Below are 15288 nucleotides of genomic sequence, written 5' to 3' on the forward strand. Positions count from 1 at the left end.
GCAGGATGAACCTCAAGTTTCAAGAAACCATGAATCGCAGCTGTGCCTCTCCGGGGCAGGCCGCGAACCTGTCAGAGCGACGAGATATAATCGGCCAGTCTGCCGGCAGCTTCCTCGACATGATCGAGACGGCGCAGGAAACAGGCGCGGAAGAAGGTGGCACCGCCATCCCCAAAGGCAGTGCCCGGGGCCAGGCCAACGCCTGCGCGGTCGACGATATCGATGGCGGCGGCCCTGGTGTCGGAGATGCCGTCGATGCGGAAAAATGCATAAAACGCACCGTCTGGCTTCTGGGTGACGACGCGGTTGGTCCCCGTCAGCGCATCACAGAACAGATCGCGCGCGGCGGTCGCCTTGGCGATCTGGGCCTCGACATAGTCTTCCCCTTGCTCAACGGCTGCGAGCGCGCCTTTCTGCATGAACTGGGCGACACCCGAGGTCTGGTACTGGACACTGTTTTCCAGCACCTGAATGATCGACGGCGGGGCCACGACCCAGCCGACCCGCCAGCCGGTCATCGACCAGTTCTTGGAAAACGTGTTGACGAAGATGATGCGGTCATCGTCTTCCATGATGTCCATGAACGAGGGCGCCCGGCCACCGGCATAGAAGAAGCGGGTGTAGATCTCGTCGGCGATGATCCACAGACCATGCTTGCGCGCCAGATCGAGGATCGCCAACAGATCGTCGCGCGTTGCGGTCCATCCGGTCGGGTTTGACGGCGTATTGATGAAGAGCGCCCGGGTTCTGGGCGTGATCGCGCTGGCGATCCGGTCGGGATCGATGCTCCAGCGGCCGTTTGCGTAATCCAGTTGCGCCGCCACGGATATGCCGCCCGACATTCCCAGCGCGGCAGCAAAATTCGGCCAGGCCGGGGTGATCTGGATGACTTCATCACCGGGATCAACAACCGCCTCGATGGCAATCTTGATCGCCTGCATGCCGGAGCCGGTAACGCAGAAGGCATCGAGCGGCAGTTGCCGGCCGAACAGGCGGGCATGGTAATCGGCCAGCGCCTGCCTGAGTTCGGGGATGCCGCGCTGCCAGGTGTAGAATGTTTCGCCTGCGAGCAATGCCTCTGCGGCGGGCCGGGCGATGAATTCGGGGGTCTTTTCATCACCCTCGCCTGCCCACAGCGGGATCAGGCCGGGCTTGAGACGTCCGTGATTGACGACGGCGACGATACCGCTTTCGGGCGCCTCGGTGGCGCGGCGGCTGAGACTTTCGAACTGGTTCATGGCAAACTCCGTTTGCCTCTCATAACCGTTCCGGCGACTGATCGCATCCATCAAGGCATGATTGATCCATCGATTTTTGTGATGCGAACCGGAACGGGAAAACAAAAAGCCCCGGCACGAGTGCCAGGGCCCGGATTCAGTCTTCGCTTCCCGGCGGCTGCCGCAGCAGCGACAGCGCCAACCAGAGCCTTACTTTTTCAGAAGATCACGGATCTCTGTGAGCAGGGCGACATCAGCCGGCGGTGCTGCAGGAGCTGCAGGCGCAGCTTCTTCCTTTGCACGCATCGAATTGACGGCCCGGACCATCAGGAAGATGATCCATGCGAGGATCAGGAAATTGATCAACACTGTCAGGAAATTACCGTAGGCAAGGACGGCGCCCTGTTCCTTGGCCGCTTCCAGCGTCGTTGCCGTCACACCGCTCGCAAGCGGGATGAAGAAATTTGAAAAATCCATTCCGCCGAAAACTGCGCCGACGATCGGCATAATGATATCATCGACCAGCGATGAAACGATAAGACCAAATGCGCCGCCGATGATCACACCGACAGCAAGATCCATTACATTGCCCTTGGCAATAAAGGCCTTGAACTCATTCAACATGTCTATTCTCTCCGTTTAACGCGGGTGTCCCTCTTGTCAGAACCGCAAGGCCCGCGCGCCCTGTTAAATCGGTTTAGAAAACTCTAACACAATTACGCGCGTAAAGAACCCGCATTTTCCGGTTGCCCACGACAGGATTGAATCCGGGCTGCCCGACCAAAGGCTGTCTTGCCTGCCGGCACTTTGGCCTTATGCTGCATTGTGGAGGCGTGGGGGAGGAACGAGACCATGATGCCCGGCTGGCTGGTTTTCGGATCAGCCCTTTTCTATTTGCTGATGCTGTTCGCCATCGCCACCTATGGCGACCGGTCGGCGCGTCAGCGGCGAAAGCGCACAGCGGGCCGCCCGATCATCTACTCGCTCAGCCTGGCCATCTACTGCACCTCATGGACCTATTTCGGCGGTGTTGGCCTGGCCGCCTCGCGCGGACTGGAATTCACCGCGATCTATATCGGCCCGATCCTGATGTTCACCCTCGGGATGCCGATCCTCAAACGTATCGTCACGCTTGCAAAGGCGGAAAAACTTACCTCCATCGCCGACTTCATGGCGGCGCGCTACGGCAAGAACCCGCTGGTGGCCGCACTGGTTGCGCTGATAGCGGTGATCGGCACGATCCCCTACATCGCGCTGCAGCTCAAGGCGGTGTCCTCATCGGTGGCGGTGATGGTCGATGTCGAGCAATTGAACCGGGTGACCGAAACCTTCTTCCTCTCGGACATCTCGTTTTTCGTCACCCTTGTGCTTGCAGCCTTTGCGGCAATTTTCGGCACCCGCCATACCGACGCGACCGAACACCAGGATGGCCTGATTCTCGCCATCGCGATGGAATCGCTGGTCAAGCTTCTGGCATTCTCTCTGATCGGCCTGTCCGTGCTCTTCGTCCTGTATGATGGGCCTTGGGATCTGCTGCGCGCAGCCACGGCGCATGCGGAGGTGATGGAGGCGCTGACCTACAAGACACCGCCGCTGCGCTGGGCATTGCTGATCGTGCTGTCGGCCTTTGCCATCATCCTGCTGCCACGCCAGTTCCACGTGGCGGTGGTGGAAAACAGGACACCGGGCGAATTGCGGCTGGCGGGATGGTTGCTTCCGCTTTACCTCATCGCCATCAACATTTTCGTTCTGCCGGTGGCCATCGCCGGCGTGCTCCAGTTCGGGTCCGGCGGCAGCAGCGATCTCTTTGTGCTGGCGCTGCCCATGGCCAACGACATGCCGGTGGTCACCCTGCTCACCTTTATCGGCGGGTTTTCGGCGGCGACCGCGATGGTCATCGTCGCCTCAGTGGCCGTGGCCATCATGGTCTCCAACGACATCATCGTTCCGGTGGTGCTCAGACGGCGCAACCGCCGCGGCCAGAGCGGCGATTTTTCCGGCCTGATCCTGATCATCCGGCGAACGGCGATCATCGGGATCCTGCTGCTCGGCTTTGCCTATTACCGCGCGGCGGACATCAATGCGGGCCTGGCTTCCATCGGCCTGTTGTCGTTTGCGGCAATCGCGCAACTGGCGCCGGCCTTCTTCGGCGGCCTGTTCTGGCGGCAGGCCAATGCGCGGGGAGCCATCGCCGGACTTTCGAGCGGGATTGGCATCTGGGCCTATATCCTGATGGTGCCGAGCTTGGGCGGACCCGACAACAGCCATATGGCCGCGGCAATCCTGGACTTCATCGTCCCCGGTACAAACGGATTTTCGGGGCCAAACGCGGACCCGCTGTTCAATGCCGTGGTTCTCAGCCTGCTGGTCAATTGCCTGTTCTATGTCGGCGGCTCGCTGTCGCGGCGGCCCAAGTCCATCGAGCGAATCCAGGCCGCGATGTTCATCCCGGAAAGCCAGAGGCTGACCACATCGGGGCGCAGCTGGAAAACCAAGGTAACTGTCGGCGACCTCAAGCAGACCATCAGCCGCTATCTCGGGCAGGAACGGACAGAGCGTTCGTTTCATTCGCACGAGCGCGCCATCGGCCGATGGATCAATGACCAGGATCCCGCCGACATGGGGCTGCTGCGGTTTGCCGAACAATTGCTCGGCAGTGCGATTGGCTCGGCTTCAGCGCGGCTGGTGCTGTCGCTGCTGTTCGAGCGTGCCGATGACATTCCCGGCGACACGGCGCGGCTGCTCGATGAAGCGTCGGAGGCGCTGCAGTACAATCGCGACCTGTTGCAGACCGCGCTCGGGCAGATGAACCAGGGCATTACCGTTTTTGACAATTCCAACCGGCTGACCGTCTGGAACAAGCGCTTCCGTTCACTGCTGGAATTGCCCGAGCAGGTTGGCCAGGTCGGGTTTCCGCTGGAAAACATCATTTCCATTCTTGTCGAGCGTGGAGACCTCAAGGCTGGCGAGGAGCAGGAGGCGCTGGACCGTTTCCTGGTCATGGACAAGGCGTTCTCGCTGACCATCGGGCCTGAAAAGCGGATCATCGAAATCCGCTCGAACCCGATGCCGGACAGCGGCATCGTGACCACCTATGCCGACATCACCGAGCGCGTGGCGGCGGACATGGCGCTCAAGCAGGCCAACGAAACACTTGAGCAACGGGTCACCAAACGAACAGCGGAACTGACCCGCGTCAACCGCGAACTCGAAAAGGCGCAGCTGACCGCCGAAGAAGCCAATATCGGCAAGACCCGGTTCCTCGCAGCTGCCGGTCATGACATCCTGCAGCCGCTCAACGCCGCCCGGCTTTATTCCTCCACGCTGGTCGAGCGGCTTGGCAATTCGCCGGACCAGAAACTGGTGCAGAACATCGATTCCTCGCTCGAATCGGTGGAAGCCATCCTGGGAGCGGTGCTGGACATCTCCCGGCTCGATACCGGCGCGATGAAACCGCAGCTGGCCAGTTTCCCGCTCAATGACCTGCTGCAGCGGGTGGTTACCGATTTTGCACCGGTGGCCCGCGAGAAAAATCTCAAGTTCACCGTGATGCCGACCAGCGTTCACGTGCGCTCCGATCCCAATCTGCTGCGCCGTCTGATCCAGAACCTGGTTTCCAATGCCATCAAGTACACCCGCGAAGGCAGGGTTCTGGTCGGGGTCCGCCGGCGCGGCGACAAGGTGATCATCCAGGTCATCGACACCGGGATCGGCATTCCGACCACCAAGTTCCGCACTGTATTCCGCGAGTTCGCGCGACTGGAAGAAGGTGCGCGAACGGCATCCGGGCTGGGGCTCGGCCTGTCGATCGTCGACCGCATCGCCCGGGTTCTCAAGCATTCGGTCGACATTTCCTCGCAATCCGGGAAAGGCACGGAGTTCCGGGTGGAGTTGCCGATCGAGACCAATATCGCGCGGATCAAGGCGCAGCCGAAGCGCACCGGCGCCGATGCGGCAAACACCAACCTGAAAGGGCTGCGGGTGCTGTGCATCGACAATGAACTGAAAATCCTCGAAGGCATGACGCTGCTCTTGAGCGGGTGGGGATGCACGGTGCTGGCATCCGATTCACTGGCCGAAAGCCTGAAGATTGCGGAGACGGAAGACGCGCCGGACGTGATCTTCGCCGATTTTCATCTCGACGACGGCACCGGCATCGAAACCATCATCGCACTGCGCAAATTGTGGAAGATGGACATCCCTGCCCTGCTGGTCACCGCCGACCGCACGCCGGAAGTGCGCTGCATGGCCGAAGCGGAACGGATCGCCTTCCAGAACAAGCCGATCAAGCCGGCGGCGCTGCGGGCATTTCTCAATCAGGTGACGGTCACCCGGCGCACTGCGGCAGAGTAATCAGACCGTCTCAGTCGTCGCCCTGGGTCAGGACTTCCGCGCCGATCTTGGAGAGCTGGATGACCGCCTGGGTGCGGCTGTCGACACCGAGTTTTTGCAACACGGCCGATACATGCGCCTTGATGGTGGCTTCGGAGACGCCGAGTTCATAGGCAATCTGCTTGTTGAGCAAACCTTCAGCCAGCATGCCGAGCACGCGTCCCTGCTGCGGCGTCAATGTCTGGATGCGGGCGATCAGGCCTGCAATTTCCTGATCATGTTCGGACCCGAGATCCACGTCGGGCGGCGTCCAGATGCCGCCATCGAGCACGGTACGGACGCCCTGGCGGATTTCATCGATGCTGGCAGATTTCGAGATAAAGCCGGATGCACCCAGTTCCAGTGCCCGGCGCATGGTCGAGATATCGTCGGTGGCAGAAACCACCACCACCGGCAGGCTGGAAAACTCGGCGCGAAAGGCAATCAGGCCGGAAAGACCGGAAACGCCCGGCATGGTCAGGTCGAGAAGAATGAGATCGGCCTCGGGATGGTCACCGGCCGTCTTGCGGGCGCTTTCGAGATCGCCTGCTTCCAGAATATCAATAGTGGCGCCTATCCCCTCCAGGGCTTGCCGCATGGCACCCCGAAACAATGGATGATCGTCCGCAATAATGAATGTCAATTGCGCCATGCACTCTCCCCCTCCTGATCGCGCTGCCGCGGCAACCAGGCCCAAACCCGGCTTGCGCAAATCACTGTAACGGCGCGCCAAGCCTTCGCGCAAGTGCATCGGCCCGAGGACGGGCCAAACGCAATCCCCTCATTCACTCCATTCTGGGGTCAGGTGCGGTCCGGTATGGGCTCCGGCGGGATTTCCGGGCTCTGCTCGAAATCCTTACGCAACTCTTCAACCGCGCCGAGGAACCGGCGCATCATCTTTTCCATGGCGCCGATGGCACGGTCGATTTCCGCCTCGTCGGGAAGATCAGCATCCCCGTCCGGCGGCGCCAGTGCATCGAGACGGTTTTCGAGATCCTCCACGCGTGCCGACAGCTCAGACAGCGTCTCCTCAAAGGCACGGCGCTCATCAGCGGCAAGCCTGCAGACAAGCTGACCGCCTTGTTGCGTGCAGATCGAGATCTCGCCGGTCAGCGTGTCGAGCCGGACAACGCCATTTTCGGTCTTTTCCATGGTATAGCGGTTTGTGCCCGGCTCCTCGGAAAACGCCTGAACGGGAATGAGCAATGCCAGGGCTGAAGCGGACAGAATTGCAAATCGGGTCATGACGGCACACTCCTGTTTCTGTATGTGATGACACGCAATAAGGACAAAATCGAGATTGGATACCGGAACGCTGCCCAGTTGGCGATGTGACCGGGATCGGGAAAGCGAGACGCTCAGGCATGCATGCGACAATCTACAAGATCACCCCGGTAGCGCTTTGGCGCACAGCTGAAGCCGAAGGCCGCTTTACCGGCGCGCCCATCGATCTGGCGGACGGGTTCATTCACTTCTCCACCCGGGAGCAGGCCATAGAAACGGCGCAGAAGCACTTTGGCGGGCAGGACGATCTCCTGCTGGTGGCCGTCGACGCCGGCGCTCTTGGCGAGAAGCTGGTCTTCGAACCCTCTCGCGGCGGCGCATTGTTCCCGCATCTTTATGCCGACATGCCGCTGTCGGCGGTCAAATGGGTCAAGCCGCTGCCACTCGATGCTGACGGCGCCCATGTGTTTCCGGACATGGAGCCGTGATGAGCCTGATTGACGGGATTGCTCGGAACGCCCTTTTCAAGTTCGACCCGGAAACTGCGCACGGACTTTCGATCACAGCGCTCAAGAGCGGGCTGGTACCAGGATGCCGCGCCGACCGCGATCCACGGCTGGCAGTCACCGTCGCCGGACTGGGCTTTCCCAATCCGCTGGGCATGGCGGCGGGATACGACAAGAACGCGGAAGTTCCGCAGGAACTGATGCGCCTCGGGTTCGGATTTGCCGAAGTCGGTACGCTGACCCCCAAGCCGCAGCCAGGCAATCCGAAGCCGCGGATTTTCCGGCTGGTCAAGGACCATGCGGTGATCAACCGGCTGGGCTTCAACAATCAGGGGCACGCCGCAGCGCACGGGCGGATTTCAAGCCACCGTCCGAAAGGCATCCTCGGCGTCAACATCGGCGCCAACAAGGACAGCGAGGATCGTGTCGGTGATTATGTTGCCGGGATTTCGCTTTTTGCGGATGTGGCAGACTATTTCACGGTCAATATTTCGTCGCCCAACACCCCGGGCCTGCGCAATCTGCAAACCCGCGAGGCCTTGTCGGACCTTTTGGGCCGGGTTCTTGCCGAGCGCGACGCGAAGGCCAAGCGCGTTCCGGTGTTCCTGAAGATCGCGCCGGATCTCACCGAACCCGATCTCGATGATGTCGCGACGGAATGCCTTGCGCACAGGCTGGACGGTGTCATCGTGTCGAACACGACGCTGTCGCGCACCGGACTGTCGGCTGATCCGAAGATGGGCGAAGCGGGCGGACTGTCCGGACGACCGGTGTTTGCGCGTTCGACCATCGTGCTGGCCAAGATGCGGCAGAAGCTCGGAGTCGACATGCCGTTGATCGGCGTTGGCGGCATCGACAGCGCAGAGACGGCTGCGGAAAAAATGCGGGCCGGCGCCGACCTGGTCCAGCTCTACACCGGCTTTATTTATGGCGGCCCGCTGCTTCCGGGCCGGATCGTGCGCGGTCTCTCCCGCCTCTGCGACCAGGAGAAGCTGTCAAGCATTTCAGATCTGCGCGACAGCAGGACCGCCCACTACGCCGCCATGGCCATTCCAGATTAGAATCGGGCCGGATTAGGGTCGGGCCGGAATAGGATCAGGCCGGGGCAAACGCGCTGTCACGGCGGCGCGGCAGGATCGCCAGCAAGGTGAAGCCCCGTGCCGCAAGGAAGATGTTGAGCGAAATCCAGAGCCCCAGATTGCCCCAAACCTGGGTAAGGGCAATCGACAAGCCTATGAACAGAGCCAGCGACAGGAGCATCATGTTGCGCATGTCACGCGACCAGGTGGCGCCGATGAAGACGCCGTCCATCTCGAAAGCAAGAACGCCGGAGACTGCCGTCAGTGCTGCCCAGAACAGGTAGAATCCGGCTTCAAGCCGCACCGGCTCGAGGGTGGTCATCAGCCCGATGATGGCATTTCCGAAGATCAGGAAGAAGCCGGTCGTGAACCCGGCAAGGGCAAAGCCCCAGAAGACCGTCAGCCGGACGGACTTGTCGAAAGCCGGACGGTAGCGGGCCCCGATCGCGCGGCCGGCAAGCTGCTCCGCGGCGGTGGCAAAGCCGTCGAGATAATAGCCCGCGACCATGAAAAAGTTCATCAGGATGGCATTGGCGGCCAGGGTCGTCTCGCCAAAGCCGGTGCCCAGGCGGGTAAACCAGGCGAAGGCCGCGATAAGGGCAAAGGAGCGGATCATGATGTCGCCGTTGAGCGCCATCAGCCGCATGACCGAAGGCCGGTCGATGATCTGCTTCCAGCTCGGGCTGTTGGCGCGATCGAACCTCAGACGGATGATCAGGAACCCAAGTGCGCAGCCGGTGATTTCCGCGATCACCGTAGCCAGCGCAACCCCCTCGAGGCCGTAGCCGAGCCCCAACCCGAACCAGACCGACAGGACGATGTTGGTGCCGTTGATGACCGACTGCAGCAGCAACCCCGTCCCGCCCATGCCGCGGCCGAGCACGTAGCCAAGAATGGCGTAATTGGCCAGCGCCGCCGGAGCCGACAGCGCACGGATCACCAGATAGGTCGAGGCGGCGGCCGCCACCTCGCCTTGAGCGCCCATGAATGCAAGGCCTGCGGCCAGCAAAAGCGGCGTCGCGGCGATGATGCCCACACCGGCAACGACCGAAATCATCAGCGAGCGCCAGAATACGGCCTGCTCTTCGAGAGGGTCATTGCGGCCCATGGCCTGGGCCACAAGGCCGGTGGTCGCCGAGCGCAGGAAATTGAAGGTGGTGAACACCAGGTCGAAGAGGATCGCCGCGATTGCCAATCCGCCCAGAAGTGCCGCATCGCCCAGTCGTCCGACCACGGCGGTATCGACCAGCCCCAGAAGCGGCGTGGTCAGAAACGCCAGCGTCATTGGCACCGCGATGGCAAATACCATGCGGTTGTTAACGTCGAAAGGGCGGCCCTCCGGCGGCAGAACATCGGTTTTGAGCAGCAGATCGGTCACGCAATAAGGGTCCGGCTGGAAAAGGTGCTTCTTTCCTCTTCGACTTCGATGCCGCTGTAAAGGGGGCCGCTGAAAACCGGGGTCGGGTTAAAGCGGAATGAGCGACCAGCGACCTCATTGTTTTTGATGAACCGGGGAGAACGGGCCCGGCCGCCCGGCAATGCATGGCCATGGTTCCCCGTCGGGGTGGTGTCCGATTATCGGACACTGCGCATTTCTGTTTCTTAACACCCCTCGGGTTATACCGCCGCGAAGCTCCGTATGGCTGGAGGCAATTGCGTGGATTCTTCGTATATTTTATCGACAATCAACCCGGTTACGGGATTTTTACTGGCACTTACATTCTTCCTGATCTGGAAAAACCATCCGGGGAAAAAGTATATCCTGAACTGGTCTCTGGCCTTTGCCGCCGGGAGTATTGGCTATGCGTTTGAATTCTTCAATTTCTTCATCGCAAATTTCCGTTTTGCCAATGGTGTCAACATCTTCCTTCCGGTCAGCATGCTGTTGATGGCGAGGGGTATCTGCCTGCGCTATGCCGGCCGCTCCCCGGACCGTTTGCTGCTGTCGGCCATCACCTTTTGCGGCATGATTGGCTGCTGGTTGTCGTTTGGCGATCACAACGCGCTGATCCGGGGATCGATCGTCAGCGCCGGAGCTGTCGTGACGATGATCGCGGCAATGACTGCAATCCTGAGAGCCCCGGAGCGGGACAGGATCGACCTTTCGATCTTCATGGTGCTGCTTGCGCTGACAATCCTGTTGCCGGTCCGGCCGCTCGTCTCGTTCCTGATCGAGGGCGCGCCGCACATCGATGCAATCGAGGTCACCTCGTTCTGGGCCGTCTCGCTGAAGGTCGGCGGCCTGTTCGCCTGGATTGCCTTTGCCCTGCTGTTCCTGTTGCGCATCGCCTCTGACCTTTTGTCCGAACTCAACGCGCAATCGGTCACCGATGCGCTCAGCGGGATGCTCAACCGCCGCGGATTTTTCGACACCGCCGGGCCGGTGGTTCGAGACGCAACGCCAAAACTGCCGGTATCGGTGTTCCTGCTCGACATTGATCATTTCAAGACGGTCAACGACACCTACGGCCACCAGGTCGGCGATCAGGTGATCCGGAACGTCGCAGCGGCCCTGCACACCAATGCTCCAGAAACCGCGATCAACGGGCGGTTGGGTGGCGAAGAGTTTGCAATTGTTCTGCCAAACACCAACCGCAAGGCGGCCTTGGCCTTCGCCGAAGCCTTGCGCATGAACCTGGAGCGCCTGAGCCACACCGGCGTCCCGGACGATCATCCGGTCACGGTCAGCATCGGGCTGGCCCAGGGAACGGGAAACGCGCTGGACGAATTGCTGCATGACGCCGACATGGCGCTCTACAAGGCCAAGAGCGGTGGCCGGAACAAGATCGAGGTCAACGGAGGCGAAGCTTTCAGGGACCAGTCAACGCGCATGCCGGGAAGGCTTGTCCGGGCGCTGCAGTGATGGCGATTTGCGCTGATTGTTGCGATGGACGATCGCGGCAACGCCGGGCATAAGGAACGAATGCCATTCCTGCCGATAGTTCACGCCCCCGACTATGACGCCAACTTTGCCCCGGACCACAGGTTTCCGATGGGCAAGTACACACGGCTGATGGAGCTGATCCGGGAGAGCGAAACAGGATCGCGGGCGGTCTTTCATGCACCCGCGCCGGCATCCGCGGAATGGCTGTCGCTTGCCCATGACCGCGCCTATGTGGATCAGGTTCTGGCGTGCAGGGTTCCGGTTCCAATCGAGCGGGAGATCGGGTTTCCCGTCAACGAGCGGGTGAGCCTGCGTGCGCGGCTCGCCACAGCCGGGACAGTGATGGCGGCACGGTTGGCGCTTTCTTCAGGCATCGCCTGCAACACGGCCGGCGGCAGCCATCATGCGCGGCGGGCGCAAGGGGCCGGGTTCTGTACTTTCAACGATGTTGCCGTGGCCTCGCATCTGCTTCTCGCCGATGGCGAGGTGGAACGGGTTCTGGTCATCGATCTCGACGTGCATCAGGGCGACGGCACCGCTGAGATCTGCAGCGGCATTGACGCCATCCGCACCGTGTCGGTGCACAGCGAGAAGAATTACCCGGTACGCAAGCAGGCCTCGTCGATCGACATAGCCCTGCCGGACGGTGTGCGCGACGAGGCTTACCTGGAAACGCTCGACTGGCTGCTGCCGCGCGCAATCGAGGATTTCAGGCCGGATCTGGTGTTCTACAACGCAGGCGTCGATCCACACGAGAATGACAGGCTGGGGCGGTTGTCACTGACCGATCAGGGGCTGAAGGATCGCGACCGGCGGGTGTTCTCGTTCTTCAGGCAACGCGACATTCCGGTAGCGTCGGTTCTGGGCGGCGGTTACAGCCGGGTTGTCGATGCGGTGGCCGGACGGCATCTGCTGACCTTCGAGGCCGCTTGCGAATTCGTCTGAGAGCGGGCGCTATTTGCGCAGGCTGAACAACCGCATGATGATGAAGACCGGGATCACCACACCAGCGCCGAGCAGCAGATAGCCACCAAAACGGCCGAGGGCCGCAAAGCCGGTTTCCCAGAGATTGATCAGGAAATCACGGGCGATGTAGAGAAGGTCGACCGGATACCAGTTGAAAGCCGCCATCACCACGCCGACAACAAAGGACGCAACCAGCAGCTTGAGTGCGGTGCGGCCCGGCGTATCGCCCAGAAAGCGTGTCAGACCATTGCTCATCGTGGCAGTTCCCGTGTTCCGTTGGCTTTTACATAGTCATGGAGAGCAAACCGGGCAAGTGTGTCATGCGGCGCCATCAATCATCCGCTCGAGTGTTTCCAGCCGATCGGCCTCTGCCGGTGGCTTGTCCCAGCGCAACCGGTTGATGCGCGGAAAGCGCATGGCGACACCGGATTTGTGACGGGATGAGCGGTTGATGCCTTCGAAAGCAACCTCGAAGACCAGCCCCTTGTCTGCTCCGGCGCGTACCGATCGCACCGGGCCAAAGCGCTCGATGGTGTTGTTGCGGACATATTTGTCGATCTCGACAAGCTCGTCATCTGTAAAGCCGAAATAGGCCTTGCCGACCGGGACCAGTTCACCCGGCTCGCGCCAGACCCCGAAAGTGTAGTCGGAATAAAAACCCGAGCGCTTGCCGTGGCCGCGCTGGGCGTACATCAGCACCGCATCAATCAGGAATGGATCGCGCTTCCACTTGAACCATTCGCCTTTCGGCCTGCCCGGAAGATAGGGCGCGGCCTTGCGCTTGATCATCACGCCCTCGATCACCGGCAGCGGAGGATCAGCACGGAGTGCCGCGAGATCATCCCAGCTGTCGAATGCCAGCATCTGCGAGCAATCGAAGCGCATCGGATCAAGTTTCGAGACAAAGGTTTCAAGCCGTTGCCGGCGTTCGATGAAAGGTTTGGAGCGAAGGTCTTCCGCGCCATCCTGCAGCAAATCATAGGCACGGAAGAATGCCGGGTAATCGCGCAACTGTCTGGCGGATACGGTCTTGCGGTTGAGGCGTTGCTGCAGATCCGAGAAGCTGCCGGTTTCGACACCCTCGCCGGCGGGGCGGACGACCAGCAACTCGCCATCGAGCGCTCCGTCAAACCCAATCGCGTCGACCAGATCAGGAAAGGTTGCGGAGATATCATCGCCGGTGCGGGTGTAAAGCCCGCTGATGCCGCGCTCGGACGAGGCCTGCACCCGGATGCCGTCCCATTTCCATTCGGCTGCGAATTCCGCCGGATCGAGTTTTTCGAAATCATCGGTGTCTATGGCGTGTGACAGCATCACAGGACGAAACGGTGCGGCAGACGCATTGACCGGCTTGGGTCCCGATCCCTCGAGCCATGCGAACAGATCGGCATAGGGCGGGGTCAGCCCGTGCCACAACTCCTCGATCTCGTTGACATTCACATCGCCGAACGCTGCCAGTGCCTGCTTGATCAGGCGGCCCGAAAGCCCCATGCGGAAGCCGCCGGTGACCAGCTTGAGCAACGCATATCGTCCCGGAGGATCGAGCCGGTCGAGCCAGTCCTCGACCAGCCCCGGCCCCTCCCGGCGTGACGATGCCATCAGGGTCTCAACCACCTCGGTCAGTCCCGGCGCGTCGTTGCGGCCGGCAATGACCTCGTTTTTCCGGGGCCAGGCGAGCGCAATGGTTTCAGCCAGGTCACCGACATAATCATAGGAATAGCCGAACAGTTCGGGATCCATGCGGGTCGAGATCAGTTCGCGCAATTGTGCCGGCTTGACCGCCGGGATGTCCAGGTCCCGGGCGATGGCGGCGAGTGCATAACCACGTTCGGGATCAGGCACGGTTCGGAAATGATCCTGCAACAGCGAGAGCTTGGCGTTGCGCGAGGGGGTGAAGGCCAGCATGTCGAGAAGGTCGGCGAAGCGGTTCATGGCTCAATCCCCCTCATCTTCATAGCCAACCAGATGCAGTGGCTTGGCCGGGATGCCCTGCATTTCGCACCAGCGCACCAGCGCTTCCTCACGGCCATGCGTGACCCAGACCTCGCCTGGCGCGACCGCCTGAATTGTTTCAGCCAGTTCATCCCAATCGGCATGATCGGATATGACCAGCGGAAGCTCGACACCGCGCTGGCGCGCACGCGCCCTCACCTGCATCCAGCCCGAGGCAAAACTGACCAGCGGATCCGGGAACCGGCGGGCCCACTTGTCGCCAAAGGCCGAGGGTGGGCCGAGCACGATGGCCCCGGCGAAGTCACCCTTGGCGCCATTCTCGATCGTCGCCGGGCGCAAGTCCCCGAGCGCAATGCCCTGGCTCTCGTAGTAGTCGCAAAGCTTCTGCAGTGCGCCGTGAATGTAAAGCGGTTCACTATATCCGGCATCGCGGATCAGCCGGATCACACGTTGTGCCTTGCCAAGCGAATAGACCCCGACCAGGTGCGCACGCTCGGGATTGCGCTTGACCGAGCGCAGCAACCGGTTGATCTCATCGCCCGCGTCGGGGTGGCGGAACACTGGCAATGCAAAGGTGGCCTCGGTGATGAAGACATCGCACGGCACGGGTTCAAAAATGGCGCAGGTCGGGTCAGGGCGAGGCTTGTAATCGCCTGATGCGACAATGCGCATACCGTCCATTTCAACCGAGATCTGCGCAGAGCCGAGCACATGCCCGGCGGGGTGGAATTGCACGGTTACATCCCTGATGCGGATTGCCTCGCCCGGTCCGGCCGGCTGGGTGGCGCCGGCATGGTCCGCACCATAGCGGATTGCCATGATGTCGAGGGTTTGGGGCGTCGCCAGCACTTGGCCATGGCCGGCGCGGGCGTGGTCCGCATGGCCATGGGTGATCAATGCCCGATCGACACCGCGCACCGGATCGATGAAGAAATCACCGGGCTGACAGTAAAGCCCCTCGCGGCGGGGGATGAGCAGGTCTTCGGGTTTCATTGCCATACCTGTCAATTAGGGCGGCGGGGCGCATCGAGAAAGGGCTTGCGTAATTCACCCGCTCAACGCATAGGCTGATGTCTCCGTTCCTTTCT

13 protein-coding genes are annotated in these 15288 nt (G+C 61.3%); 5 read left to right on the forward strand and 8 right to left on the reverse strand.

Going from position 1 to position 15288, the window contains the following annotated elements:
- Nucleotides 1–71 precede the first annotated feature (71 nt).
- Together WNY80_RS15645 and mscL are read right to left on the reverse strand one after the other, a co-directional pair.
- Nucleotides 72–1238: a pyridoxal phosphate-dependent aminotransferase gene (locus WNY80_RS15645; RefSeq protein ID WP_342888333.1), complete on the reverse strand. Its 1167-nt coding sequence runs from the start codon at nucleotides 1236–1238 to the stop codon at nucleotides 72–74.
- Nucleotides 1239–1427: 189 nt separating this feature from the next.
- Nucleotides 1428–1841, reverse strand: coding sequence for a large conductance mechanosensitive channel protein MscL (gene mscL / locus WNY80_RS15650; RefSeq protein WP_342888334.1), 414 nt, complete (start codon nucleotides 1839–1841; stop codon nucleotides 1428–1430).
- A 228-nt stretch (nucleotides 1842–2069) separates the two neighbouring features.
- Between mscL and WNY80_RS15655 the strand changes: the two genes are divergently transcribed.
- The gene (locus WNY80_RS15655; RefSeq protein ID WP_342888335.1) at nucleotides 2070–5570 is read left to right on the forward strand and encodes a hybrid sensor histidine kinase/response regulator; all 3501 of its coding nucleotides are present in this window, start codon (nucleotides 2070–2072) and stop codon (nucleotides 5568–5570) included.
- A 10-nt stretch (nucleotides 5571–5580) separates the two neighbouring features.
- Here WNY80_RS15655 and WNY80_RS15660 read toward each other — a convergent pair whose 3' ends face one another.
- Nucleotides 5581–6240: a response regulator transcription factor gene (locus WNY80_RS15660; protein ID WP_342888336.1), complete on the reverse strand. Its 660-nt coding sequence runs from the start codon at nucleotides 6238–6240 to the stop codon at nucleotides 5581–5583.
- 149 nt (nucleotides 6241–6389) lie between these two features.
- A complete protein-coding gene (locus WNY80_RS15665) occupies nucleotides 6390–6833 on the reverse strand; it encodes a hypothetical protein (protein ID WP_342888337.1) in 444 nt (147 codons plus the stop codon).
- 119 nt (nucleotides 6834–6952) lie between these two features.
- Between WNY80_RS15665 and WNY80_RS15670 the strand changes: the two genes are divergently transcribed.
- Nucleotides 6953–7300: a DUF952 domain-containing protein gene (locus WNY80_RS15670; RefSeq protein WP_342888338.1), complete on the forward strand. Its 348-nt coding sequence runs from the start codon at nucleotides 6953–6955 to the stop codon at nucleotides 7298–7300.
- Entirely contained in the window at nucleotides 7300–8379 is a 1080-nt protein-coding gene (locus WNY80_RS15675) for a quinone-dependent dihydroorotate dehydrogenase (RefSeq protein ID WP_342888339.1), read from the forward strand. The genes WNY80_RS15670 and WNY80_RS15675 overlap by 1 nt, the downstream gene beginning before the upstream one ends.
- A gap of 34 nt (nucleotides 8380–8413) precedes the next feature.
- On the opposite strand, the gene WNY80_RS15680 is transcribed toward WNY80_RS15675, so the two are convergent.
- Nucleotides 8414–9706, reverse strand: coding sequence for an MATE family efflux transporter (locus WNY80_RS15680; protein WP_342888455.1), 1293 nt, complete (start codon nucleotides 9704–9706; stop codon nucleotides 8414–8416).
- 348 nt (nucleotides 9707–10054) lie between these two features.
- Between WNY80_RS15680 and WNY80_RS15685 the strand changes: the two genes are divergently transcribed.
- The gene (locus tag WNY80_RS15685; protein WP_342888340.1) at nucleotides 10055–11260 is read left to right on the forward strand and encodes a GGDEF domain-containing protein; all 1206 of its coding nucleotides are present in this window, start codon (nucleotides 10055–10057) and stop codon (nucleotides 11258–11260) included.
- 60 nt (nucleotides 11261–11320) lie between these two features.
- Nucleotides 11321–12226, forward strand: coding sequence for a histone deacetylase (locus WNY80_RS15690; protein WP_342888341.1), 906 nt, complete (start codon nucleotides 11321–11323; stop codon nucleotides 12224–12226).
- Between the two features lie 9 nt (nucleotides 12227–12235).
- Here the strand turns inward: WNY80_RS15690 and WNY80_RS15695 are convergent, their stop codons facing one another.
- The 3 genes from WNY80_RS15695 to WNY80_RS15705 all read right to left on the reverse strand — a co-directional run bounded on the left by WNY80_RS15695 (nucleotide 12236) and on the right by WNY80_RS15705 (nucleotide 15193).
- The gene (locus WNY80_RS15695; RefSeq protein ID WP_342888342.1) at nucleotides 12236–12502 is read right to left on the reverse strand and encodes a DUF6460 domain-containing protein; all 267 of its coding nucleotides are present in this window, start codon (nucleotides 12500–12502) and stop codon (nucleotides 12236–12238) included.
- A gap of 63 nt (nucleotides 12503–12565) precedes the next feature.
- Complete coding sequence (locus tag WNY80_RS15700; RefSeq protein WP_342888343.1) at nucleotides 12566–14179, reverse strand: cisplatin damage response ATP-dependent DNA ligase; 1614 nt, start codon at nucleotides 14177–14179, stop codon at nucleotides 12566–12568.
- 3 nt (nucleotides 14180–14182) lie between these two features.
- A complete protein-coding gene (locus tag WNY80_RS15705; protein ID WP_342888344.1) occupies nucleotides 14183–15193 on the reverse strand; it encodes a ligase-associated DNA damage response exonuclease in 1011 nt (336 codons plus the stop codon).
- Nucleotides 15194–15288 lie beyond the last annotated feature (95 nt).

The organism is Hoeflea sp. AS16 (assembly GCF_038900095.1).
Classification (GTDB): domain Bacteria; phylum Pseudomonadota; class Alphaproteobacteria; order Rhizobiales; family Rhizobiaceae; genus Hoeflea.

Bases quoted from the DNA above. Each gene is read 5' to 3' on its own strand.
- WNY80_RS15680 (WP_342888455.1), bottom strand. From the start codon at position 9,706: ATGGTATTTGCCATCGCGGTGCCAATGACGCTGGCGTTTCTGACCACG.
- WNY80_RS15645 (WP_342888333.1), bottom strand. From the start codon at position 1,238: ATGAACCAGTTCGAAAGTCTCAGCCGCCGCGCCACCGAGGCGCCCGAA.
- WNY80_RS15695 (WP_342888342.1), bottom strand. From the start codon at position 12,502: ATGAGCAATGGTCTGACACGCTTTCTGGGCGATACGCCGGGCCGCACC.
- WNY80_RS15675 (WP_342888339.1), top strand. From the start codon at position 7,300: ATGAGCCTGATTGACGGGATTGCTCGGAACGCCCTTTTCAAGTTCGAC.
- mscL (WP_342888334.1), bottom strand. From the start codon at position 1,841: ATGTTGAATGAGTTCAAGGCCTTTATTGCCAAGGGCAATGTAATGGAT.
- WNY80_RS15660 (WP_342888336.1), bottom strand. From the start codon at position 6,240: ATGGCGCAATTGACATTCATTATTGCGGACGATCATCCATTGTTTCGG.
- WNY80_RS15670 (WP_342888338.1), top strand. From the start codon at position 6,953: ATGCATGCGACAATCTACAAGATCACCCCGGTAGCGCTTTGGCGCACA.
- WNY80_RS15655 (WP_342888335.1), top strand. From the start codon at position 2,070: ATGATGCCCGGCTGGCTGGTTTTCGGATCAGCCCTTTTCTATTTGCTG.
- WNY80_RS15705 (WP_342888344.1), bottom strand. From the start codon at position 15,193: ATGAAACCCGAAGACCTGCTCATCCCCCGCCGCGAGGGGCTTTACTGT.
- WNY80_RS15690 (WP_342888341.1), top strand. From the start codon at position 11,321: ATGCCATTCCTGCCGATAGTTCACGCCCCCGACTATGACGCCAACTTT.
- WNY80_RS15700 (WP_342888343.1), bottom strand. From the start codon at position 14,179: ATGAACCGCTTCGCCGACCTTCTCGACATGCTGGCCTTCACCCCCTCG.
- WNY80_RS15665 (WP_342888337.1), bottom strand. From the start codon at position 6,833: ATGACCCGATTTGCAATTCTGTCCGCTTCAGCCCTGGCATTGCTCATT.